Source organism: Streptomyces sp. NPDC020379, assembly GCF_044387105.1.
Taxonomy (GTDB): Bacteria; Actinomycetota; Actinomycetes; order Streptomycetales; family Streptomycetaceae; genus Streptomyces.
On sequence record NZ_JBIRVR010000012.1, the window covers coordinates 72,253 to 95,568 of the forward strand.

Genomic DNA, 23,316 nt, shown 5'->3' on the forward strand with positions numbered 1-23,316 from the left:
GGTCGGCTCACCGGCCGGCCTGCGTGGTGCGCCGTGCGGCTCGCGGGGCGGCCGTCCCGCCTGTTCGCGCAAGGCTCACAGGGCGACGAACGTGACCTCCGTGGCCTTGATGCTGACCCACACCGGAAGGCCCTCCTTCAGCGCGAGCTCCGCCGCCGCGGACGGCGTGATCTCCGCGACCACGTCCGGTTCGCCCGTCACCAGGACGCGCAGCCGCCCGCCCTGTGCCGTGATCTCGCGCACCGTGCCCTGCCAGACGTTCCGGGGGCTGCTGCCCGGCCGCTCGACGTGCAGGGACACCGCCTCCGGGCCCACGACGGCGAGCCCGCTCGTGGCCCGCCCCGGCAGCGGGTCCGCCGCGACGAGGCTCGCGCCGCCGTCGAGCAGCAGCGTGCGTTCCGCCGTGGCCGTGCCCTGCCAGGCGTTGCGCCCCAGCATCCGCGCGACCCAGGACGAACGCGGGTGCCGGGTCAGCTCCACCGGTGACGCGTACTGCACCGTACGGCCGCCCTCCAGGACGAGGATCCGGTCGGCCAGCGACACGGCCTCCACGGGGTCGTGGGTGACGATCAGGCAGACGCCCGGGAAGTCCGCCAGGTGGGTGCGCAGGGTGTGGCGGACCTGGGCGCGTGTGGCCTGGTCGAGCGCGGCCAGCGGCTCGTCCAGCAGCAGGAGGCGGGGGCGGGCGGCCAGCGCCCTGGCCAGCGCCACGCGCTGGGCCTGGCCGCCGCTGAGTTCACCGGGCCTGCGGTGGGTCAGACTGCCCACGCCGAGGCGGTCCAGCCAGTGCCGGGCCGCGTCGTGCGCCTCCGCCTTCGGGACGCCCTGGGCGCGCAGGCCGTACGCGGTGTTGGCGAGAGCGGTGAGGTGGGGAAAGAGGGCGTTGTCCTGGGGGACCCAGGCGATGCGCCGTTTGTGCGGCGGGAGGTTGGAGACGTCCGTGCCGCCAATGGTCACAGGCTCGGCTTCGGCTCTGTCCGTGAGTCCCAGGAGGGCACGCAGGAGGGTGGTCTTGCCGGCGCCGTTCGGGCCGACGAGAGCGATGGTGGTGCCGGGCTCCGCGCTGAGCTCCGCCGTCGTCGCGCCGGTCACCTTGGCGCGCAGCGGGTGCGGGGTGCGGTCCGGGCCCTTCGGACGTACGGCTGCGGTCGCGCGTACCGGGCGCTCGGAAGGCTGCGGCACGTCCGCCGTCGGCCGCGGGGCGGACTGCTTCCTGGCCGTCAGCCAGCGCCCGCGCAGGGAGAGCAGCACCGCAGTCGCGATGACCAGCAGCAGGAGGGACACCGCCGTGGCGCTCTCCGGGTCGTCCTGGAGCAGCAGATAGACCTGGAGGGGAAGGGTCTGGGTGGTGCCCGGCAGATTGCCGGCGAAGGTGATCGTCGCGCCGAACTCGCCCAGCGCCCGCGCCCAGCTCAGCGCCGCGCCCGCGACCAGGCCCGGCATCACCATGGGGAGGGTGACGGTGCGGAAGACCCGCAGCGGGGTCGCCCCCAGGGACGTCGCGGTCTCCTCGTAGCGGGGGTGCAGGCCCGCCAGCGCGCCCTCCAGGCTGATCACCAGGAACGGCATCGCCACGAAGGCGGAGGCCAGCACCGCGCCCGCCGTCGAGAACGGCAGCGTGACACCGAACCAGGACTCCAGCCAGGGGCCCAGCACGCCCCTGCGGCCGTAGCCCTGGAGCAGGGCCACCCCCGCGACCGTCGGGGGCAGCACCATCGGCAGCATCACCAGGCAGCGCGCCAGCGCCTTGCCGGGGAACTCCACGCGGGCGAGCAGCCACGCCAGCGGGACGCCGAGCAGCAGGGACAGCAGCAGGGCCCAGCCGGAGACCAGGAGGGACAGCCCCAGGGCCTCGGTGACCTCGTGCGAGCCGAGGCGCGAGGGAAGGGTGGTCCAGGGCGTGCGGACCAGGATCCCCGCCAGCGGCAGGAGCAGGAAGGCCACCGCGAGCGCGGCGGGCAGGCCGAGGGCCCAGGGCGTGCGCCCCCGGCGTGTCCCGCCGGTCACGGCTGCTGGAAGCCCGCCGCGCGCAGCAGCTTCTGCGCCTCGCCGGAGCCGAGCCACTTCACGAAGTCGGCGGCCTCCTCGGGGTGCTTCGAGCCCTTGAGGGCCGCGGCCGGGTAGGAGGCGACGGCGTTCTGCGCGTCCGGCACGGTGACCGTGGAGACCTTCCCCTTGGCCGCCGCCGCGTCCGTGAGATAGACGATCCCCGCGTCGGCCTCACCGAGCGAGACCTTGCTGAGGACGGCCCGGACGTTCGCCTCCTGGGACACCGGCCTGACCTTGACGTGCTGCTGGTCGAGCACCTTCTGGCTGTAGCGGCCGACCGGCACCTGGGGCGCGGCCAGCACGACCTTGAGGTCGCTCCTGGAGAGGTCGGCCAGCCCCTTGACCCCCTTCGGGTCGCCCTGGGCGGTCACGATGGTGAGCCGGTTCTTCGCGATGACCACCGGCTTGTCCGTGTCGGACTTGAGGCCGTCCATGGTCGTGGTGTCGGCGGTGACCAGCGCGTCGGCGGGCACGCCCTGGCGCACCTGCGAGGCGAGCTCCTGCGAGCCGGCGAAGGAGAAGTTCACCTTGGTGCCCGGGTGGTCCTTCTCGTACGCCGTCCCGGCCTGCTTGAAGACGTCCGTCAGGGACGCCGCGGTGAGCACGGTGAGCGTCGTGGAGGACTTGGCGTCGTTCTTGTCCCCGCCGCCGCAGGCGGCCACGAGCGGGAGGAGGAGCGCGGCGGCCAGGGCGGCGCGTACGGGCGTGCGGTGCATCGGGTTCTCCAGGTGCCGGGTCAAGCGCGGTCGATGTGCACGTTGGTGGCCTTCACCCGGGCCACGGCCTCCATCCCGACGGCCAGGCCCAGCTCCTCGACGGCCTCCCGGGTCAGCAGCGAGACGAGGCGGTGCGGGCCGGCCTGGATCTCGACCTGGGCGGCGACGTCGCCGAGCTTGACGGCGGTGATGATGCCCGGGAAGGCGTTACGGGCGGTGGTGTACGCCGCTTCCTCGCTCTCGCCGGCCTCCGCCGCGAGCGTCACCGAGAAGGCCGCGAGGTCGGACCCGCGGATGTGCCGCTTGCCGGCCTCGTCCCGCGAGGTGGGCACCCGCCCCGCATCGGCCCACCGCCGCACGGTGTCGGGACTGACGCCGAGGAGCCTGGCGGCCCGGCCGATGGTGTAGGTCTGCATGGGCGCACGCTATGGCGCGGTGGGTCGCATGTGCAAGGTCGATGAGCGGAATCGCCTGGCAGATGCGACAGGGTGTGCGTCAGAGGCAGGGGGAGCCCCGGAAGCGGCGGGCACCCCGCCCGGTCGGCTAGATCGCTCCCTTGCGGGTCAGATAGCTGAACGAGACCCACCCCGGCAGCACCGGCAGCCACAGCGTCATCAGGCGGAAGAGGATCACCGCCGGGGTGGCCTGCTCCGCCGGCAGTCCGGCGATCGTCAGCACACCGGTCAGCGCGATCTCGACGGCGCCCACACCGCCGGGCGTCGGCGCGGCCGAACCCAGCGCGTTGGCCGTCAGGAAGACCACCGCGATGCTGGCGTAGCTCAGGTCCCCGCCGAACGCGCGGATCGAGGCGTCGAGGCACATCACGTTCGCCGCCGTCAGCAGCAGCATGCCGCCGATGCCCGCGAAGAGCTTCTGCGGCCGCTGGAGCACGTCCAGCATGCGCGGGATGACGCCTGCGAAGAGCGACCGCACGCGCGTGGAGACGAACTTCCGCAGCACCGGCACGGCCGCCACGACGAGCACGAGCACGGCCGCCGTCAGCAGCCCGCCGATGATCGTCCGCGAGGGGCCGAGCGACGAGCTGCGCTCCGTACCGGTCACATAGCCGAAGGACAGCAGCAGCAGGATGTGACAGGCCAGGCCGAAGAGCTGGGACGCGCCCACGCTCGCCACGGCCAGGCCGGGCCGGATGCCCGCGCGCTGGAGGAAGCGCGTGTTCAGCGCCACGCCGCCGACCGCCGCCGGGGCGACGACCTTCACGAAGGAGCCCGCGACCTGCGCGAGGACGGCGCGCCCGAACGCGACCTTCTCCGGCACGAAGCCCAGCAGGCTCATCGTGGCGGCGACGTACGTCAGCACCTGGAAGGCCACGGCCACCGCGACCCAGGCCCAGTTCGCCCGGTCGACGAGATCGCCGAACTGGACGTGGGTGAACTGCGACAGCAGGAAGTACGCGGCGAAGGCACCGGCCACGAAGCTGAGCAGCGTGCGCAGCTTGATGCGCTCCAGGCGCACCGGCTCTATCGGGGCCTGCGGCCGGATCAGCAGCACCTGGCGGCGGATCTGCGCGAGCAGGTCCTCCTCGCGCGCCTCCTCCAGGGCCTCCTCCACGGCCTTCTTCTCGGCCTGCCGCTCGGCCTTGAGCGCCTTGCGGTCCTCCGCGGGCAGCTCCTGCGAGCCCTGTTCGGCGGTCCGCGCCTCCTTGGCCTCCTTGGCGGCGCGCGCGGCCTCCAGGACGGTGTCACGCTCCCGCTGCGCGCGTTCCCGGGCGAGCTGGCGCAGGGTCGCGCGGCTGATGCGGGTGAGCGCCAGCGGCTGGAGCAGCGGCAGGCTGTCGGCGATGGCGTCCGGGCCGAGCACGTCCACGCCGGTGGCCACGGCGCGCTCGGCGCCGACCCGCAGCCCGAGGGTCACCAGCAGCTGCGCGACGTCCATGCGCAGCACCAGGTCGCCCGCCGCGATCTCCCCGCCGCGCAGGTCGGTCAGGACGACGTTGCCGGAACGATCCACCAGAAGGGCGTCGCCGTCGAGCCTGCGGTGGGCGATCCGCCGCGACTGGAGGGCGTGCACCTGTCGCCAGGCACCGGCCATCAGCTCGTCGGTGATCTCCTCGGTGGGGACCGCGCCGAGCGTGCGGCCGCCGATGTGCTCGTAGATGAGCATCACGGCGTCCGGGCCGAGCTCCGAGGTGGCGATCAGCTTGGGGGCGTTGGCGCCCGCGGCGATGGCCGCGTAGGCGAGCAGCGCCTCCTGTTCGAGGGCCTGCCGGAGGGACTGCAGGCTGCGCGGCTGGGTGATGCCGCGCAGCGCCAGCCGCTGCCAGAGGCGGTAGAAGAAGCCCTGCGCCTGCTGTTCGCGGTCGACGACCGTGACGTCGAGCGGCGGGCCGTCCTCCAGGGTGACGATGTAGCGGCGCCCCCGGTCGTGCGGGTGCGAGTGCTCGGTGCCGACGGCGTCGGCGCTCTCCTCGGCGCGCAGCGCGGTGACCGGCTTGAAGCCGACACGGCGCAGTCCGGCGAGGAGGTGGCGGCCGGTGGGCCGGACGTTCGGTGAGCCGACGGCGTAGAGCGTGCCGTAGGCGACGGTCCATCCGATCAGCACGGTGGTGACGATCGAGAACGGTGTGGTGTAGCCGTTCACCAGCACCGCGAAGGCGTCGAGCAGCAGCACGGCCCACATCGCGACCCGCCAGCGCGGCCGTCGCGACATTCCGACGGCCGTCATATAGGCGATCACAGGGGCCAGATAGCCGTGCACCGGATCGGTGAGGCCGCCGGTGGGCGCCTGCTGGGTCAGCGCGTCACGGATCGACGCCGGTGCCGTGTCGGCCACCCAGAGGTCGGTGGCGAGGGACACGCCGTGCGCGAGGACGGCGGCGAGGACGCCGTCGGCGATGCGCAGCCCGTCGCGTTTGATGAGCCGCTCGATGGCGAACGCCACCGGGACGATGAAGATGGCGATGTTGGCGGCGAGCCCCGCGAAGTTCGCGAGCAGCTGTGGCGCCCGGCCGGTGCTGTCGCCGATGTCCTTCTCCAGGCCCTGCGTGGTGCCGTGGGCGAAGGCCGCGAGGGCGAGGACGAGGGCGATGCCGACGATGCCGAGGAACAGCCGCACCAGGTCCGCCGGGCGGTGGACGCGGGCGGGCAGCAGCGGCTCGTCGCCCGACACCTGGTCGATGTGCGCCTCACCGTCCTCGCAGTAGCCGCCGCGCATCTCCTCGGGGCACGCCGGTGCCGCCCGCTCGACGGGAGGCCGTTCCGGGCCCTCGGCCGCGGGCTCACCGGAGCCGGACAGCGCTTCGGGGGCGCGGTCGCCTCCTGGAGGCTCCGCGCCCTGCTGTCGCTCCGTCTTCTCGTCTTGGTCTCGTATCACCAGTCACCGCCCGGAAGATGGTGGCATGGCCCCGCCGGGCGAGGGGGCATCAGGGTGTATTTCGGGGGCGCGGACTCCGGATCGTACGCCCTGTAGTACGGGTACGCACTCTGGGTGATCTTGCCGTACGCGCGGGTGGTGCTGCCAGAGGGCGGGTGGCGGACCGGCCACCGGCGGGGTGCGGCAGGATGGGCCGGGTGAGCGAGGACGTACGGACGAGCCGGGGAGAGGCCGCCGAGCTTCCCGACTACGCGGAACGGGTGCTGGCCGTCGCGGAGCGGATTCCGCCCGGCCGGGTGATGACCTACGGCGACGTCGCCGAGTGGCTGGGGGAGGGCGGACCCCGCCAGGTGGGGCGCGTGATGGCGCTCTACGGCGGCGCGGTGCCCTGGTGGCGGGTGGTCCGCTCGGACGGCGCCCTGTTGCCCGGCCACGAGCTGCGCGCGCTCGCCCACTACCGCGAGGAGGGCACACCGCTGCGGGAGGCTGGCCGCTCCGCGCAGGGACACCTGCCCCGGCTCGCCATGGCGCGGGCGCGCTGGGACGGCACCCCCGAGAGTGACGGCCCGGCCGGTGTGACTCCTCACACCTGACGGCATCCGTCGTCCGGGCACCTCCGGACCACGCCGTGACCAGTGCGCCCAAGGGCTGACCCGAACGGGTGGGAGCCGTACGGCCGCGCGCCGGCCCGCGGTACGCCCTGCGCCTCGCGTGCCGTCTGGCGTAGCGTCGACAACCGCCGTCACGCCAGGACCCCCTTCCCGGCCGCCCGGCGCACCCCGCCGCACGACCCCGCACCCCCACCAGGACCGGCAACCCACGTGAGCTCCTCCCCCTCCTCGCCAGGCACGGCCGGCGCCGTCCGCCCGCGGCCGGCACAGCGGCCCGCCCCGGGCGCGTACCGCCTCGTGCGGACCCGGCCGGGCCCCACGGCCCCTCCTGAGCTGGACGCACGCCAGCGCGCCGTGGTTGACCACCGGGAAGGGCCGCTGCTGGTCCTCGCGGGGCCCGGCACGGGGAAGACGACCACCCTGGTCGAGGCCGTCGCGGACCGGGTGCTGCGGGGCACCGATCCGGAGCGCGTCCTCGTCCTGACGTTCAGCCGCAAGGCGGCCGTCGAGCTCCGCGACCGGATGGCCGCCCGGCTCGGCGGCACCGCCCGGGGACCGCAGGCCACGACCTTCCACTCGTACTGCTACGCCCTGGTCCGCGCCCACCAGGACGCCGGCCTGTTCATCGATCCGCTGCGGCTGCTCTCCGGCCCCGAGCAGGACGCCGTCGTGCGCGAGCTGCTCGCCGGACAGGCCGAGCTGGAGCGCGAGGGGCGCGGCGCCGTGCGCTGGCCCGACGACCTGCGCGCCTGCCTCACCACGCGCGGCTTCGCCGACGAGGTGCGCGCGGTGCTCGCCCGCAGCCGCGAACTCGGGCTCGGCCCGGACGCGCTCGGCGCCTTCGCCAGGAGCACCGGCCGCCCCGACTGGAGCGCCGCCGCCTCCTTCCTCGCCGAATACCTCGACCTGCTCGACATGCGGGGCGTGCTCGACTACGCCGAACTCGTCCACCGCGCCGTGCTCCTCGCCGAGCGGCCCGGGACCGGCGCGGAGCTCGCGCGGCGCTACGACGCCGTCTTCGTGGACGAGTACCAGGACACCGACGTGGCCCAGACACGGCTGCTGCGCGCCCTCGCGGGCGACGGCCGGACGCTCGTCGCCTTCGGTGACCCGGACCAGTCGATCTACGCCTTCCGGGGCGCCGACATCAACGGCATCCTCGACTTCCCGCACGCCTTCCCCCGCCGGGACGGCGCACCGGCGCCCGTCGAGGTGCTCACCACCTCGCGCCGCTCCGGCGCGGACCTCCTCGCGGCCACCCGGCTGCTCACCCGCCGCATGCCGCTGACCCGCCTCCCCGCACAGGCCGTACGCGCGCACCGGGAGCTCGCCGCCGTGCGCGAGGGCGGCCGGGTGGAGGCGTACACCTACCCGACCGCGGGCGCCGAGACCGACAACATCGCCGACATCCTGCGCCGCGCGCACCTGGAGGACGGCGTCCCCTGGCGTGAGATGGCCGTCCTGGTGCGCGCGGGCTCCCGGTCCATACCGGCCGTGCGGCGCGCCCTCGGCTCGGCGGGCGTCCCCGTGGAGGTCGACGGCGACGACGTCCCGCTGCGCCACGAACCGGCGGTGGCCCCGCTGCTGACGGCACTGCGGGCGGTCGCCGAACCGGCGGCGGAGGACGGGAGCGGCGACGGACGGCCCCGGCTCGAGGCCGAGACCGCCCTCACCCTCCTCACGTCCCCGCTCGGCGGCATGGACGCCGCGGATCTGCGCCGGCTGGGCCGCGCCCTCAGGGAGGAGGAGCGGGCCGCCGGCCGCACCGTGCCCAGGCCCTCGGACGACCTGATCGCCGAGGCGCTCGACCGGCCCGAGCGACTCGTCACCCACGACACGGCGTACGCCAGGGGCGCGCAGCGCCTGGGCGCGCTCCTGCGCACTGCCCGCGACCTCCTCGCGGCCGGCGGCACCGCCGAACAGGCCCTGTGGGAGCTGTGGAACGGCACCCCCTGGCCGCAGCGGCTGGAGCGCGCCGCCCGCCGCGGCGGCGCCGCCGGCCGGAACGCCGACCGCGACCTGGACGCCGTCTGCGCGCTCTTCGAGACCGCCGCGCGCGCCGAGGAACGCACCGGCGGGCGTGGCGCCCTGAACTTCCTGGACGAGCTGGAGGCCCAGGACATCGCCGCGGACACCCTCACCCGCAAGGCCGTGCGCCCCGACGCCGTACGCCTGATGACCGCGCACCGCTCCAAGGGCCTGGAGTGGCGGCTCGTGGTCGTGGCGGGCGTCCAGGAGGGCCTCTGGCCCGACCTGCGGCGGCGCGGCTCGCTCCTGGAGGCCGACCGCATCGGGCGCGACGGGCTGGCCGAACCGCTCAGCCCCGGCGCCCTGCTCGCGGAGGAGCGCCGCCTGTTCTACGTGGCGGCCACGCGTGCGGGGGAGCGCCTGGTCGTCACCGCCGTCAAGGCGGCGGCCGAGGACGGCGACCAGCCCTCCCGCTTCCTGACCGAGCTGGGCACCGAGCCGGTGGACGTCAGCCAGCGCCCGCGCCGCCCGCTGGCCGTCGCCGCGCTGGTCGCCGAGCTGCGTGCCACCACGGTCGACCCGCGGGCGTCGGACGCGCTGCGGGCGGCCGCCGCCGAGCGCCTCGCCCGGCTCGCGGCCCTCCACGACGACGAGGGCCAGCCGCTCGTCCCCGCCGCCCACCCCTACCGCTGGTGGGGCCTGCACGAACCGACGCACAGTGAAGTGCCGCTGCGCGACCGCACGCGGCCCGTCGCGCTGTCCGGCTCGGCCGTCGGACAGCTGGCGGGTACGGCGGGGACCTGCTCGCTCCAGTGGTTCCTCGGCCGGGAGGTCAAGGCGGACGCCCCCGCCACCGCCGCCCAGGGCTTCGGCAACGTCGTGCACGTCCTCGCCGACGAGGTCGCCGCCGGGCGCACCCCCGCCGACCTCGCCGTCCTCATGGAGCGCCTCGACTCCGTGTGGGACGCGCTGGCCTTCGACGCGCCCTGGAAGTCGGTGCAGGAGAAGGAGAACGCCCGCGCCGCCCTGGAGCGCTTCCTGCGCTGGCACGTGATGGAGCGCGGTGGCCGCGGCCCGGTCGCCACGGAGCACCCCTTCGACGTCACCCTCAAGGCCGCCGATCACCTGGTGCGCGTCCGCGGCTCCATGGACCGCGTGGAGGCCGACGCGCACGGCCGCGCCTACGTCGTGGACTTCAAGACCGGCAAGGGCACGGTGTCCGCCGCCGACGTCGCCCGCCACCCGCAGCTCGCCGTCTACCAGCTCGCGGTCGAACAGGGCGCCGTCGACGGCCTCTTCGACGGCGAGCGGCCCGTCGCGGGCGGCGCCGAACTCGTACAGCTGCGGCAGGGCGCGGCCAAGAAGAACGGCGGCGACGCCCTCCCCAAGGTGCAGGCGCAGGAGCCGCTGGGCGACGGCGCGTGGATCGGCGACCTGCTCGCCGAGGCGGCCGGCCGGGTGCTGGAGGAGCGCTTCGCCCCCCGGCCGGGCGCGCACTGCGCGCACTGCTCGTTCCGGGCGTCCTGCACGGCACGGCCCGAGGGCCGGCAGGTGGTGGAGTGAGCGAGCGGCGGCCACCGGCGCTGACCTGCGGCGGTGCCGGATTGTCAGTGGCCCCGCGCCTGACCGACCCCGAGCAGCTCAAGGAGCTGCTCGGCATTCCCTTCACCCCGGAGCAGACGGCCTGCATCACCGCGCCGCCCGCCCCGCAGGTCATCGTGGCCGGTGCCGGGTCCGGCAAGACCACGGTCATGGCCGCCCGCGTCGTCTGGCTCGTCGGCACCGGGCAGGTCGCCCCCGAGCAGGTCCTCGGCCTCACGTTCACCAACAAGGCCGCGGGCGAGCTGTCCGAGCGCGTGCGCAAGGCCCTTCTCGAGGCCGGGGTCACCGATCCCGACCCCGCGCCCGGCGACCCCGACCAGGCCCCGGGCGAGCCGCAGATCTCCACGTACCACGCCTTCGCGGGCCGCCTCCTGAAGGAGCACGGCCTGCGCATCGGCCTGGAGCCCAGCGCGCGGCTGCTCGCCGACGCCACCCGCTTCCAGCTCGCCGCCCGCGTCCTGCGCACCTCCCCGGGCCCGTATCCCGCCCTCACCCGCTCCTTCGGAGACCTCGTCTCCGACCTCCTGGCCCTCGACGGCGAGCTCGCCGAGCACCTCGTGCGGGCGGCGGAGCTCCGGGCGTACGACACGGAGCTGCTGAGCACCCTGGAAGGGGCCAAGCTCTCCAACGCCGACCTGCGGCGGGTGCCCGACACCGCGCGCGCCCGGCTCGAGCTCCTCCACCTCGTCGAGGCGTACCGCGAGGAGAAGCGCAAGCGCGACCTCCTCGACTTCGGCGACCAGATCGCCCTCTCCGCCGAGCTGGCCCGCAGCCGGCCGGAGGTCGGGCAGATCATGCGCGAGCAGTTCGCCGTCGTCCTCCTCGACGAATACCAGGACACCTCCGTCGCCCAGCGCCTCCTGCTGTCCGGCCTCTTCGGCGGCGGCACCGGCCACGCCGTCACCGCCGTGGGCGACCCCTGCCAGGCCATCTACGGCTGGCGCGGCGCCTCCGTGGCCAACCTGGACGACTTCCCGCTCCACTTCCCGTACGCCGACGGCAGCCCCGCCCGCCGGTTCGCGCTCAGCGAGAACCGGCGCAGCGGCGGCCGCCTCCTCGACCTCGCCAACGGCCTGGCCGCCCCGCTGCGCGCGCGCCACGCGGGCGTGGAGGCCCTGCGGCCCGCCCCCGGCGCCGAGCGGGACGGCGTGGTGCGCTGCGCCCTGCTGCCCACCCACGCGGAAGAGCTGGAGTGGCTCGCGGACTCCCTCGCCCACCTGGTGCGCACGGGCACCCGGCCCGGTGACATCGCCGTCCTGTGCCGCACCGCCACCGACTTCGCGCAGATCCAGGGCGCGCTCGTCGAGCGGGACGTCCCCGTGGAGGTCGTCGGCCTGTCCGGGCTGCTGCACCTGCCCGAGATCGCCGACCTCGTCGCCGTCTGCGAGGTCCTCCAGGACCCCACCGCCAACGCCTCGCTCGTGCGCCTGCTGATCGGCCCGCGCTGGCGCATCGGCCCACGCGACCTGGCGCTGCTCGGCCGCCTCGCCCGGACGCTCGTGCCCTACGGCGGCGCCGGGGCCGACCCCGAGCGCAGGCTCGCCGAGGCCGTCGAGGGCGTCGACCCGGCCGAGGTCGTCTCCCTCGCGGACGCCCTCGACTCCTTCCTGACGGCCGGTGGCCCCGCCCGGCCGGAGCCGGGGGCCGGCCAGGACGCGGGCCTGCCCTTCTCGGCCGAGGCCCGCGTCCGCTTCGCCCGCCTCGCCGCGGAACTCCGCGACCTGCGGCGCTCGCTGGCCGACCCGCTCATGGACGTCCTGCACCGGGTGCTCGCCACCACCGGCCTGGAGGTCGAGCTGTCCGCGTCCCCGCACGCGCTGGCCGCCCGCAGGCGCGAGACGCTCTCGCACTTCCTGGACATCGCCGCGGGCTTCGCGTCCGTCGACGGCGAGGCCACTCTGCTCGCCTTCCTCGGCTTCCTGCGCACCGCCGCGCAGTACGAGAAGGGCCTCGACAGCTCTCTGCCCGGCGGGGAGAACACCGTCAAGGTCCTCACCGCGCACAAGTCCAAGGGCCTGGAGTGGGATGTGGTCGCCGTCCCCGGTCTCGTCACCAAGACCTTCCCCAGCGAGCAGTCCCGCGAGTCGTGGACCGCCCAGGCGAAGGTCCTGCCGCACGCCCTGCGTGGTGACGCCGACACCCTGCCGGACGTCGGGGCGTGGGACAGCAAGGGGCTGGCCGCGTTCAAGGCCGCCATGAAGGAGCACCAGCGCACCGAGGAACTCCGCCTCGGCTACGTCACGTTCACCCGCCCCCGGTCCCTGCTGCTGGGTTCCGGTCACTGGTGGGGCCCCAGCCAGAAGCAGCCGCGCGGCCCCTCCGACTTCCTCCAGGCCCTGCGCGAGCACTGCGAGGCGGGCCACGGCGAGATCGAGTTCTGGGCGGAGGAGCCCGCGGAGGGCGCGGAGAACCCCGCCCTCGCCGAGCCGGAGACCGACCACTCCTGGCCCCTGCCCCTCGACCCCGCCTCGCTGACCCGCCGCCGCGCGGCGGCGGCCGCCGTCCTGGCCCACCTGGACCGCATGGCGGCCCGGGCCGCCGACCCCGCCCCCGACCCGCGGCCCGAGCCGGCCCACGACCCGGACTGGCCGCCGCCGGAGGACCCCTACGAGCAGGACGCCTACGAGGAGGACCCGGGCCCGCCCTCCGACGAGGACCTCACGGACTGGGACGCACTGCCGACCACCCGCCCGGAGACCGCCCTGCCCGCCCCCCGGCACGCGCCGGACGAGGGCGGGACGACGGAGCACGCGCGCGTCCGTGACGAGGGCGCGCGGACGGAGGACGGGCCCGCGCGGCGGGCCGACGCCACCGGCCACGGGGAACCGGATCATGAACCGGCCCACCCGGACGACGCCCCCGCGCCCCACGAGCGCGCGGCAGCCGAGGACCACTTCGCCGAGCAGCCCGCAGGGCACTCGCTCGTGCCCGAGGAGGCCCGGCTCGTCGCGTCGTGGGACCGGGACCTGGACGCGCTGGCAGGAGAGCTGCGCCGGGCCCGCGCGAGCGTGCGCGAGGTGGTCCTGCCCGGCGCCCTGAGCGCCTCGCAGCTGGTGCGGCTCGCGGCCGACCCGGACGGATTCGCGCACGAGCTGGCCCGGCCGATGCCGCGTCCGCCGCAGCCCGCCGCCCGCCGGGGCACCCGCTTCCACGCCTGGATCGAGTCCCGGTTCGAGGCATTGCCCCTGCCCATGCTGGGGCCCGACGAGCTGCCCGGCGGCACGGAGGACGGCGCCGACGCCCCGGAGATCGCCGACGAACGCGACCTCGCCGCCCTCAAGGACGCCTTCGAGCGCACCCCCTACGCCCACCGCACTCCCTACCGCGTCGAGGCGCCGGTCCAGCTCACTCTCTCGGGCCGAGTCATCCGCGGCCGCATTGACGCCGTCTACCGCGAGCGCGGCCCCGAGGGCGACACGTACGAGATCGTCGACTGGAAGACGAGCCGCGCGCACGACGCGGACCCCCTCCAGCTCGCGATCTACCGCGTCGCCTGGGCGGAGCAGCACGGCCTGCCGCTGTCCGCCGTCACGGCCGCCTTCGTCTACGTGCGCGACGGCGAGACCGTCCGCCCCGAGGGCCTGCCGGACCGCGCCGGTCTCGAAGAGGTGCTGTTCGGGGAGGGTCCGTGAGCAAGCCCGGTCATGGTCACGCCGCGTGGCCGGATAGGCTCGATGTCATGAGCGACACCCCGGACAGCGCTGTCCGCGCGTATATCGAAGAGCACCGCGATGCCTTTCTCGACGACCTCGTCGAGTGGCTCCGCATCCCCTCCGTGTCGGCGGATCCCGACCGCGCCTCCGATGTGCGCCGCAGCGCCGACTGGCTGGCCGGGAAGCTCACCGCGACCGGCTTCCCGACCGTCGAGGTCTGGGAGACCGACGGCGCCCCGGCCGTGTTCGCCGAGTGGCCCTCGGGCGACGCCGGCGCCCCGACCGTGCTGGTCTACGGCCACCACGACGTGCAGCCCGCCGCCCGCGAGGACGGCTGGCACACCGAGCCCTTCGAGCCCGTTTTCAAGGACGGCCGGCTCCACGCCCGCGGTGCCGCGGACGACAAGGGCCAGGTCTTCTTCCACACCCTCGGCCTGCGGGCGCACCTCGCCGCGACCGGCCGCACCGCCCCTGCGGTCAACCTCAAGCTGCTGATCGAGGGCGAGGAGGAGTCCGGCTCGCCGCACTTCCCGGCCCTCGTGCGCGAGCGCGCCGACCGCCTCGCGTGCGACACCGTGATCGTCTCCGACACCGGCATGTGGTCCGAGGACACCCCGACCGTCTGCACGGGCATGCGCGGCCTCACGGACTGCCAGATCGACCTCCACGGGCCGGAGCAGGACATCCACTCCGGCTCCTTCGGCGGCGCCGTGCCCAACCCGGCCACCGAGGCGGCACGCCTCGCCGCCGCGCTGCACGACGAGGACCGCAGGGTCGCGATCCCCGGCTTCTACGACGGCATCGTGGAGCTCACCGACCGTGAGCGCGAGCTCTTCGCCGAGCTGCCCTTCGACGAGAAGCAGTGGCTGCGCATCGCGCACTCCCACGCCTCCCTCGGCGAGAAGGGCTACACCACGCTGGAGCGGATCTGGGCCCGCCCCACCGCCGAGGTCAACGGCATGGGCGGCGGCTATCAGGGCCCCGGCGGCAAGACGATCGTGCCGTCCACCGCGCGGCTCAAGCTGTCCTTCCGGCTCGTCGCGGGCCAGGACGCCGACGCCGTGCAGCGGGCCGTACGCCAGTGGGTGGCCGACACCCTGCCGGACGGCATCCGCCACGAGATCAACTTCTGGGGTGTGACCCGCCCCTGCCTGACCCCGCTCGACCACCCGTACCTCCAGTCGGTCGTCCGGGCCATGGGCCGTGCCTTCGGGCAGAAGATCCGCTTCACACGCGAGGGAGGCTCGGGCCCGGCCGCCGACCTCCAGGACGTGCTCGGGGTGCCGGTCCTCTTCCTCGGCATCTCGGTGCCGTCGGACGGCTGGCACGCGCCGAACGAGAAGGTCGAGCTGGACCTCCTCATGAAGGGCGTCGAGACCAGTGCCTACCTCTGGTCCGACCTGGCCGGAAGCGACCGGTAGCTCGCGTTCTCGACGTACATCACCATTCGCAGGGGGAGTTGGAAGCAGCCGTGACCACCTGGACCGATCTGTCAGCCGCCCGGCCCATCACACTGAGCGGGGACAGCGGCATCGACCGCGCCGCGCACCACCGCCTCGACGAGGCGTGGCTCGCCGCGGCGTGGAGCCACCCCTCCACGAGAGTCTTCGTGGTCTCCGGCGGGCAGGTGCTGGTCGACGACACCCCCGACGGCCGCACCGAGCTGGTGATGACCCCGGCGTTCGAGGCGCCGGTCACCGAGACGCACCGCTATTTCCTCGGCCAGGACGAGCAGGGCATCGCCTACTTCGCCCTCCAGAAGGACGCGCTGCCGGGTCGCATGGACCAGTCGGCGCGCCCGGCCGGGCTGCGTGAGGCCGGGCTGCTGCTGTCGCCGCGCGACGCGGGACTGCTGGTGCATGCGGTGGCCCTGGAGAACTGGCAGCGGCTGCACCGCTTCTGCTCGCGCTGCGGCGAGCGCACGGTGGTGGCGGCCGCGGGCCACATCCGCCGCTGCCCCGCCTGCGGCGCGGAGCACTACCCCCGCACGGACCCGGCCGTCATCATGCTCGTCACGGACAAGCAGGACCGGGCGCTGCTGGGCCGGCAGATGCACTGGCCGGAGGGCCGTTTCTCGACGCTCGCGGGCTTCGTCGAGCCGGGCGAGTCCATCGAGCAGGCGGTGCGCCGGGAGGTCGCCGAGGAGGCGGGCGTGGTCGTCGGTGACGTGGAGTACGTCGCCAGCCAGCCCTGGCCCTTCCCGTCCAGCCTGATGCTGGGCTTCATGGCGCGGGCCACGTCCGCGGACATCCAGGTGGACGGCGAGGAGATCCACGAGGCCCGCTGGTTCTCGCGGGAGGAGCTGCGGGCGGGCTTCGCCTCTGGCGAGGTGCTGCCGCCCACCGGCATCTCCATCGCGGCCCGCCTGCTGGAGCTCTGGTACGGCGAGCCGCTGCCGCAGGGCCCGGCCTGGAGCTGAGCCGGCCGGGGCACCGGCTCGTGCGAGCCGGTGCCCCGCGGCCGTGCCGCGGTCAGGAGGCCAGCGCCTGCTTGACCTGGGCGAGCGACGGGTTGGTCATGGTGACCGGAACGCCGCCGCCCTCGGGGACGACCAGGACGGTCGGAACCGTCTGGTTGCCGTCGTTCGCCTTTTCCACGAAGGCCGCAGATTCGGCGTCGTGCTCGATGTTGATCTCGTTGTACGCGATTCCCTCGCGGTCCAGCTGGCTCTTGAGCCGGCGGCAGTAGCCGCACCAGGTGGTGCTGTACATCGTCACGGTGCCCGACATGCGTCCTCGTGCTCCTTCGGTGGTGGGTGTGGTGCCAGTCGTAGAACGCGCACCTGTGCGGGACCATTCCCCGGTGGTTTCCGCGCCCGTCCGGTCACCGCGCCGCCCACGGCCGGGGAAGCGGGCCGGTCCGCCGCTCGGGAGGACTCCGGCCATTCATATGACCGGAGGGCCGGCCCTGTGGACGACGTTCCCGGTCGCCCCCGCCGACCTGGCAGCATGGCGGGGTGACAGCAACCCTCTTCCCGCAGGTCCCGGACTCTGCCGACGCCGTGCTCGACGGGCTCGATCCCGAGCAGCGCGCGGTGGCGACGGCGCTCAGCGGTCCGGTGTGCGTGCTGGCCGGAGCGGGCACGGGCAAGACGCGCGCGATCACCCACCGGATCGCGTACGGCGTCCGCTCCGGGGTGCTCCAGCCCGCCAGTGTGCTTGCCGTCACCTTCACCAACCGCGCCGCCGGGGAGATGCGCGGCCGGCTCCGCCAGCTCGGCGCGGGCGGCGTCCAGGCGCGCACCTTCCACTCGGCGGCGCTGCGCCAGCTCCAGTATTTCTGGCCGAAGGCCGTGGGCGGCGAGGTGCCGCGCCTGCTCGAGCGGAAGGTCCAGCTCGTCGCGGAGGCCGCGGCCCGCTGCCGCGTCCGGCTCGACCGCAATGAACTGCGCGATGTCACGGGCGAGATCGAGTGGTCGAAGGTCACCCAGACCGTCCCCGAGGACTACGCCCCCGCAGCTGCCAAGGCCGGCCGGGAGGCCCCCCGGGACCCCGCCGAGATCGGCCTCATCTACGGGACGTACGAGCAGCTCAAGCGCGACCGCGGCGTGATCGACTTCGAGGACGTCCTGCTGCTCACCGTGGGCGTCCTCCAGGACCGGCACGACATCGCGGAGACCGTGCGCCGCCAGTACCAGCACTTCGTGGTCGACGAGTATCAGGACGTCAGCCCGCTCCAGCAGCGGCTCCTGGAGCTGTGGCTGGGCGACCGCGACAATCTCTGCGTGGTCGGCGACGCAAGCCAGACCATCTACTCCTTCACCGGCGCCACCCCCGACCACCTGCTGAACTTCCGCACCCGCCACCCGCACGCGACCGTCGTCAAGCTCATCCGGGACTACCGCTCCACCCCCCAGGTGGTCCACCTCGCCAACGGCCTCCTGTCGCAGGCCCGCGGCCGGGCCGCCGAGCACCGGCTGGAGCTGGTCTCGCAGCGCCCGGCGGGCCCCGAGCCCCGCTATACGGAGTTCGCGGACGAACCCGCCGAGGCCGAGGGCACCGCCCGCCGGATCCGCGAGCTCATCGACTCCGGGGTCCCGGCCAGCGAGATCGCGATCCTCTACCGCATCAACGCCCAGTCCGAGGTCTATGAGCAGGCCCTGGCCGACGTCGGGGTGCCCTATCAGCTGCGCGGTGCCGAGCGGTTCTTCGAGCGTCCGGAGGTCCGCGAGGCCACCCTGCTGCTGCGCGGCGCCGCCCGTGCCGGAGGGCACTCCGACCCCCAGCTGGCCGGTGCCGACGACGTGCCCTCACAGGTGCGGGCCGTGCTCGGCACCCGTGGCTGGACCGCGGAGCCCCCCGCGGGCTCAGGGGCGGTCCGGGACCGCTGGGAGTCGCTGGCGGCCCTGGTGCGGCTTGCTGAGGACTTCGTACGGGCCAGACCGTCGGCCACCCTGTCCGACCTCGTCGCCGAACTCGACGAGCGGACGGCCGCCCAGCACGCGCCGACCGTCGAAGGTGTGACTCTCGCCTCACTTCACGCGGCCAAGGGCCTGGAATGGGACGCCGTCTTCCTCGTCGGGCTCGCCGAGGGCATGATGCCGATCACATACGCCAAGACCGATGAACAGGTCGAGGAGGAGCGCCGCCTCCTCTATGTGGGGGTCACCCGGGCCCGCCGCGACCTCTCCCTGTCGTGGGCGCTGTCCCGTACCCCGGGCGGCCGGGCGACCCGCCGCCCCACCCGCTTCCTGACCGGGCTGCGGCCCGGCTCCGTCGCCCGCCCCGGCGGGGCCGCCGCCGCCTTCACCGGTGGTGGCGCGGGCGTCGAGCGCGGCGCGCAGCGCAGGCGCCGGGGGCCCGCGCGGTGCAGGGTCTGCGGGAAGACCCTGACGGACGCGGGCGAGATCAAGCTGATGCGCTGCGAGGACTGCCCCGTCGAGCTGGACGAGGCGCTGTACGAGCGGCTGCGCGACTGGCGGGCCGGGCAGGCGGGTTTGCTGGGCCAGCCCGCCTACTGCGTCTTCACCGACAAGACACTGCTGGCGATCGCCGAGGCCGTGCCGGGAACCGAATCGGAGCTCGCGGGCATCTCAGGGGTCGGAAGACGGAAGCTCGAGAGGTTCGGCGCCGACGTCCTGGCCCTGTGCGCGGGCGGGGAGGCGGCCTCGGAAGACGCCTCGGAAGAAACTCCGGAAAAATAGTTTGCGCACGCGGAGGGCATACCCATAGCCTTCCGAGCACGGAGACAGCGGCTCTTTCGAGTTCCGGTGGATCCGTGCTGTACTGAACCGTCCGGGCTGGTTTCGACCAGTCCCCTTAGACGCCGAGAGGAGGCGAAGACCAATGATCAGCTTCAAGACCAGCAGCAAAATGACCGATCGCCCGGTCGTCGCCACCCGTTCCCTCGGCATCACTGTCGGCTCGCTCTCCCTGTTCCAGGGCACCGGTCTGTCCACCGCAGGCTTTGCCCCGGTCAATGAGCGACCGACCAAGGCGTCCGCGGTAAGGGCAGCAGCAGCGGCACAGGCTCAGACCTATGCCATTGAAGCGACGACCAACGGCGCCGGATCCCTGAACGCGCAGCAGCAGCACCTCACGATGTGGGCCTTCCGTGGGCTCGAACCCTGGAGAGATCCAGCCTGATCGGCATGATCAGGTCGGCACCTTCCAGGGCCGCGGAACCCACACCGGGATCCGCGGCCCTTTTGTTTGCCCCCTCGCCCGTGCGGGGGGAACCAGCCCGGCCACAAGCCGGAAGACAAGACGAGGAACCAACACCGTGCAACTCAAGGCACACACCCCGTCAGTAGCGACCGACCTGATCCCCCCGCCTGTCCCCACGGAGGACTCCTTGACCCCCCTCACCGCCCTCACCGACCTCGACGACGCCATCGAGAACCTGGGCACGCCCGTCCCCTGCCGCAGCTACGACCCGGAGGTCTTCTTCGCCGAGACCCCGGCCGACGTGGAGTACGCCAAGTCGCTCTGCCAGACCTGCCCGCTCCGCGAGGCATGCCTGGCCGGTGCTCTGGACCGGCGTGAGCCGTGGGGTGTCTGGGGTGGCGAGCTCTTCGTCCAGGGCGTCGTGGTGGCCCGCAAGCGGCCCCGTGGCCGTCCGCGCAAGAACCCGGTCGCCGCATGAACCTCTTCGGCACCATCGACCGCCCCACCACGCACGACCCCAAGAAGCAGGATCCGACCATGCACCGCCCCTCCGCCGAGCCGTTCGGCTCCGAAGCCCCCACCCGTGACACCTCCGGCGCGACCGCCTCGCGTCAGAACAGGAACCTCGAAATGCAACTCATCCCAGAAGCCCTGGCCCGGGCCCATATGGACGAACGCCTCCGGGTCGCCGAGTCCGAACGCAGGGCCGCGCGGCTGGTCAGCGCCCGCCGGATGCAGCGCCGCGCCGAGCGCGCCTCGCTGCGCGCCCGCCGCGCGCTGGCCATGGCCGTGATGCACTGAGCGGGCCCCGGCCCAGGCCCAGGGCTCACCCGGAGCTCATCCCGAACCCCGCGGGGCCGGTCCGAACGGACCGGCCCCGCGGGGCGTTGGGTGCGTTGTGCCCTCGCGGCGCGTCGACGGGGATATCGTCTGGGAGTGGACCAGAAGACGCATGAATCAGTGCAGTTGGACCCTGAGGCCACCGAGAACGCCACGCCCGTGACGTGCGCTCGCTGTGGCACCGCCGCCGACGGTACGCCGCCGACCTGGACCTGCTCCGTCGAGAACGGCAGCCGCCGCTACTTCTGCGACGACTGCGCCCGCGCCAACCTCAGAGCGATCGAGAGCCGACTCGACTCGTCCTGGTGGTGAGGGCCTGCCTGCGGCCCGTCAGGCGGGTGTCTCCTGACTCTCGTCGGCCGCCGCGAAGCCGGGCACCCACGCCTCCATCTCGTCTCTCAGCCGCACGGTCGCGCCCAGCTGGCACAGCACCCCGATGGTGCTGGTCGTCACGCGGTGTATGAGCAGATACGCGGGCGGCAGATTGAGCTGCCGCCCCAGCTGATAGGCGGGCGAGCGCGGATCGGCGATCCGCGTCGCCTGCGCGCGCATCCAGCCCCGGGTGAAGGTGAACTCCGGCACCTGCGCGGGCTCGATGATCGGCAGCAGATAATCCATGACCGCTCCGGGATCCAGCTCGATCTCCGGCTTGACGAACCCCTCGTCCCGCAGCAGCTCGTGGACCGCCTCCGCCTCGCCGTCCAGCGTCAGTCGCAGGACCGTGCCGATCGTCGGCGGCAGCCCCTGCGGCAGCCGGTCCACCGTGCCGAAGTCCAGCACCCCCAGCCGCCACTTCTCCGGAGGCCCGCCGGGGGCGTCCCCGGTCAGCAGCCGGAAGTTGCCCGGATGCGGATCGGCGTGCAGCAGCCCGGTGCGCGCCGCGCCCGAGAAGAGGAAGCGCGCGAGCAGCTGACCGGCCCGGTCCCGCTGCTCCTGGGTGCCCTCCGCTATCACCTCGGACAGCGGCACCCCCTCCATCCACTCGGTGACCAGCACCTGGTCGCTCTGGTGCACCACCTGTGGAACGGTCACATCCGGATCGCTCGCGAACTCCCGGGCGTGCTCCTCCTGCGCCCGGGCCTCCAGCTCGTAGTCCAGCTCCTCCGCCACCCGGTCGCGGAGCTCGGCGATGAGCGGCTTGAGGTCCATCCCGGGGATCAGCGGGCCCAGCAGCCGGGCGAAGCGCCCCAATTGCGTGAGGTCGGAGAGCAGCGCCTGGCCCGCACCCGGATACTGCACCTTCACGGCGACCTCGCGCCCGTCGTGCCAGACCGCCCGGTGCACCTGCCCGATAGACGCGGCCGCCGCCGGCTGGTCCTCGAACTCCTCGAACAGATCACGCCAGTCCGGCCCGAGCCGCTCCGCCAGCGCCGCGTGCACCGACTTCGTCGGCATCGGAGGGGCCGCCTCCTGAAGCTTGGTCAGTGCCGCCCGGTAGGGGCTCGCCACCTGCTCGGGGAGCGCCGACTCGAAGACGGACAGCGCCTGACCCAGCTTCATCGCGCCACCCTTGAGCTGCCCCAGGGTGGCGAACAACTGCTCGGCCGTGCGCTGCTGCAACTCCGTGGCGATCAGCTCCGCGGGCCGGCCGCCGATGCGTTTGCCGAGCCCGAGCGCCGTGCGCCCCGCGAACCCCAATGGCAGCGCCGCCAACTTGGCGGTACGAGTGACCGCCTTGCGGGGTAGATCAGACATGCGCCCCTCCAACTAGCCGAACAGCCACGCCGCGGACGGCGGTTACCTGCTCATTGTCCCGTGCGGCACCCCCGTGGCCGAGGCATATCCGGGATCCGAAGATCCCGCCGCGCCGCACGGGCACCGCGGATGCGGCTCGACGGGCCGCGGGGACCAGGCCGGGCCCGGCAGGGCCAGTTCCAGCCGCACCCCCGCGCTCGCCGGGGACCCACCGTCGAGAAAGGCCAGCGCCCGTCCCACGGTCAGCCCCGCCACCACCGTGGCCAGTGCCATGTCGCACGACGGTACCCCCGAGGCGCGGCCGGACCGCCACTGGGCGAGCATTCGGGGCCAGGCCGGATCCCGCTCGGACCGCCCGAGCTCCACACAGCCCGCGCACGCCGTCCCGCCGGGCAGCACCAACGGCCCCACCACTCCGGTGGCTTCCAGGACGCCCGCGTACATATGGGGAGTTCCGGACAGGACGAGCTCCTCCGCGGCCGCCGGGTCGGGGGCGTAGGCGGCGAGTCCGTCGCGCGGGGCGAACACCACCAGGGCCAGCGGCGGCTCCGCACCGGCATCTCCTCCCCGGGCCCGTGGCCGGGGCACGGGCGCGACCTGCCGGACCACCCGTCCGGCGGCGCCGTCACGGCGCTCCCCGATCCGCTCGGGCCCCACACCGCCCGGCCCCACGTCCCACGGCTCCACGCAACCGCCGTCCTGGACATCGACCTGGCCCACTCCCGACGCCGACAACAGCGCCGCCACGGCCGATCCCACCCGCCCGGCGCCACGCACCCGCACCCGCAGGGCCCGGCGGGCGGCCATGATCCCCATCGCCGCCCCCGCGCCGGCGTGGAGCACCGACAAGGAGGCGAGGTCGGGGCGCAGCCGCTCCAGCGCCGGCCCCTGCTCGCGCAGCGCGGTGGCCCCCTCGCCCCCGGCCCGCGGGTCGTCGAGCAGCCCGGCCCGCGTCAGCCTCTCGACCAGGGCGTCGGCCCGGCCCTCGGGCAGGCCGACGGCTCTGGCCTCCTCCCTGAGCAACGGCATGCCGCGCGTGCCGTCCAGGAGGGGCAGGAAGCTGCTCGTCGCCGTGTCCACCGGCCCGACCGCCACGGCGTGCGCGGGCGCCACGCCGAACTGCACCGTGTCCCGATTGCGCCAGCTCCGCCGCAGCGCGGGCTTGAGCATCGGATGTGCGGAGTCCGGCTGGACGGGACCCGGTGGCGCGAAGGTTCTCGGCGCGGGGCCCGCGGACATGGAG

General features: G+C 74.1%; 17 protein-coding genes. 10 read left to right on the forward strand and 7 right to left on the reverse strand.

All coding sequences use genetic code 11. From position 1 onward, the window contains the following. Nucleotides 1-75: 75 nt before the first annotated feature. The 4 genes from ACH427_RS17580 to ACH427_RS17595 all read right to left on the reverse strand — a co-directional run bounded on the left by ACH427_RS17580 (nt 76) and on the right by ACH427_RS17595 (nt 5,939). Nucleotides 76-2,007 (reverse strand): ABC transporter permease, encoded by a 1,932-nt coding sequence (locus ACH427_RS17580; protein WP_398870370.1) that lies wholly within the window; start codon nt 2,005-2,007, stop codon nt 76-78. Next, the gene (gene modA, locus ACH427_RS17585) at nt 2,004-2,765 is read right to left on the reverse strand and encodes a molybdate ABC transporter substrate-binding protein (protein ID WP_398870497.1); all 762 of its coding nucleotides are present in this window, start codon (nt 2,763-2,765) and stop codon (nt 2,004-2,006) included. The genes ACH427_RS17580 and modA overlap by 4 nt, the downstream gene beginning before the upstream one ends. 20 nt (nt 2,766-2,785) lie before the next feature. Continuing rightward, a complete protein-coding gene (locus ACH427_RS17590) occupies nt 2,786-3,181 on the reverse strand; it encodes a molybdopterin-binding protein (protein WP_398870371.1) in 396 nt (131 codons plus the stop codon). A gap of 127 nt (nt 3,182-3,308) precedes the next feature. Then, a complete protein-coding gene (locus ACH427_RS17595; RefSeq protein WP_398870498.1) occupies nt 3,309-5,939 on the reverse strand; it encodes a YbhN family protein in 2,631 nt (876 codons plus the stop codon). 347 nt (nt 5,940-6,286) lie between these two features. Here ACH427_RS17595 and ACH427_RS17600 point away from each other — a divergent pair, with 347 nt between their 5' ends. From ACH427_RS17600 to nudC, 5 genes are all read left to right on the forward strand, one after another. Beyond that, the gene (locus ACH427_RS17600; RefSeq protein ID WP_398870372.1) at nt 6,287-6,691 is read left to right on the forward strand and encodes an MGMT family protein; all 405 of its coding nucleotides are present in this window, start codon (nt 6,287-6,289) and stop codon (nt 6,689-6,691) included. Between the two features lie 315 nt (nt 6,692-7,006). Beyond that, the gene (locus ACH427_RS17605) at nt 7,007-10,240 is read left to right on the forward strand and encodes an ATP-dependent helicase (protein WP_398870500.1); all 3,234 of its coding nucleotides are present in this window, start codon (nt 7,007-7,009) and stop codon (nt 10,238-10,240) included. A 47-nt stretch (nt 10,241-10,287) separates the two neighbouring features. Further along, on the forward strand, nt 10,288-13,911 hold the full coding sequence (locus tag ACH427_RS17610) for a UvrD-helicase domain-containing protein (RefSeq protein WP_398870501.1): 3,624 nt from the start codon (nt 10,288-10,290) through the stop codon (nt 13,909-13,911). Nucleotides 13,912-13,958: 47 nt separating this feature from the next. Next, a complete protein-coding gene (locus ACH427_RS17615; RefSeq protein WP_398870374.1) occupies nt 13,959-15,353 on the forward strand; it encodes a dipeptidase in 1,395 nt (464 codons plus the stop codon). Nucleotides 15,354-15,403: 50 nt separating this feature from the next. After that, the gene (gene nudC, locus ACH427_RS17620; protein WP_398870375.1) at nt 15,404-16,351 is read left to right on the forward strand and encodes an NAD(+) diphosphatase; all 948 of its coding nucleotides are present in this window, start codon (nt 15,404-15,406) and stop codon (nt 16,349-16,351) included. Between the two features lie 52 nt (nt 16,352-16,403). Here nudC and ACH427_RS17625 read toward each other — a convergent pair whose 3' ends face one another. Next, nucleotides 16,404-16,661, reverse strand: a complete 258-nt coding sequence (locus tag ACH427_RS17625; RefSeq protein ID WP_361527147.1) for a mycoredoxin — start codon at nt 16,659-16,661, stop codon at nt 16,404-16,406. Between the two features lie 227 nt (nt 16,662-16,888). Here ACH427_RS17625 and ACH427_RS17630 point away from each other — a divergent pair, with 227 nt between their 5' ends. The 5 genes from ACH427_RS17630 to ACH427_RS17650 all read left to right on the forward strand — a co-directional run bounded on the left by ACH427_RS17630 (nt 16,889) and on the right by ACH427_RS17650 (nt 20,690). Beyond that, a complete protein-coding gene (locus tag ACH427_RS17630) occupies nt 16,889-19,075 on the forward strand; it encodes an ATP-dependent DNA helicase UvrD2 (RefSeq protein ID WP_398870376.1) in 2,187 nt (728 codons plus the stop codon). A 142-nt stretch (nt 19,076-19,217) separates the two neighbouring features. Next, nucleotides 19,218-19,517 carry a hypothetical protein gene (locus ACH427_RS17635; protein WP_398870377.1) on the forward strand — a complete coding sequence of 100 codons (300 nt, stop codon included), beginning with the start codon at nt 19,218-19,220 and terminating at the stop codon, nt 19,515-19,517. 136 nt (nt 19,518-19,653) lie between these two features. Continuing rightward, entirely contained in the window at nt 19,654-20,016 is a 363-nt protein-coding gene (locus ACH427_RS17640) for a WhiB family transcriptional regulator (RefSeq protein WP_116213773.1), read from the forward strand. Continuing rightward, nucleotides 20,013-20,339 (forward strand): hypothetical protein, encoded by a 327-nt coding sequence (locus tag ACH427_RS17645; protein WP_398870378.1) that lies wholly within the window; start codon nt 20,013-20,015, stop codon nt 20,337-20,339. The genes ACH427_RS17640 and ACH427_RS17645 overlap by 4 nt, the downstream gene beginning before the upstream one ends. Nucleotides 20,340-20,474: 135 nt before the next feature. Beyond that, nucleotides 20,475-20,690 carry a hypothetical protein gene (locus tag ACH427_RS17650; RefSeq protein ID WP_390749352.1) on the forward strand — a complete coding sequence of 72 codons (216 nt, stop codon included), beginning with the start codon at nt 20,475-20,477 and terminating at the stop codon, nt 20,688-20,690. 18 nt (nt 20,691-20,708) lie between these two features. Here ACH427_RS17650 and ACH427_RS17655 read toward each other — a convergent pair whose 3' ends face one another. Then, nucleotides 20,709-22,073, reverse strand: coding sequence for an ABC1 kinase family protein (locus tag ACH427_RS17655; protein WP_398870379.1), 1,365 nt, complete (start codon nt 22,071-22,073; stop codon nt 20,709-20,711). A gap of 42 nt (nt 22,074-22,115) precedes the next feature. Next, a complete protein-coding gene (locus ACH427_RS17660) occupies nt 22,116-23,243 on the reverse strand; it encodes a ThiF family adenylyltransferase (protein WP_398870380.1) in 1,128 nt (375 codons plus the stop codon). Nucleotides 23,244-23,316 lie beyond the last annotated feature (73 nt).

Excerpts from the sequence above, each read along its gene's own strand:
- ACH427_RS17590 (WP_398870371.1), bottom strand. The coding sequence starts at position 3,181 with ATGCAGACCTACACCATCGGCCGGGCCGCCAGGCTCCTCGGCGTCAGT.
- ACH427_RS17600 (WP_398870372.1), top strand. The coding sequence starts at position 6,287 with ATGGGCCGGGTGAGCGAGGACGTACGGACGAGCCGGGGAGAGGCCGCC.
- ACH427_RS17625 (WP_361527147.1), bottom strand. The coding sequence starts at position 16,661 with ATGTCGGGCACCGTGACGATGTACAGCACCACCTGGTGCGGCTACTGC.
- ACH427_RS17645 (WP_398870378.1), top strand. The coding sequence starts at position 20,013 with ATGAACCTCTTCGGCACCATCGACCGCCCCACCACGCACGACCCCAAG.
- ACH427_RS17660 (WP_398870380.1), bottom strand. The coding sequence starts at position 23,243 with ATGCTCAAGCCCGCGCTGCGGCGGAGCTGGCGCAATCGGGACACGGTG.
- ACH427_RS17635 (WP_398870377.1), top strand. The coding sequence starts at position 19,218 with ATGATCAGCTTCAAGACCAGCAGCAAAATGACCGATCGCCCGGTCGTC.
- modA (WP_398870497.1), bottom strand. The coding sequence starts at position 2,765 with ATGCACCGCACGCCCGTACGCGCCGCCCTGGCCGCCGCGCTCCTCCTC.
- ACH427_RS17615 (WP_398870374.1), top strand. The coding sequence starts at position 13,959 with ATGAGCGACACCCCGGACAGCGCTGTCCGCGCGTATATCGAAGAGCAC.
- ACH427_RS17655 (WP_398870379.1), bottom strand. The coding sequence starts at position 22,073 with ATGTCTGATCTACCCCGCAAGGCGGTCACTCGTACCGCCAAGTTGGCG.
- ACH427_RS17595 (WP_398870498.1), bottom strand. The coding sequence starts at position 5,939 with ATGCGCGGCGGCTACTGCGAGGACGGTGAGGCGCACATCGACCAGGTG.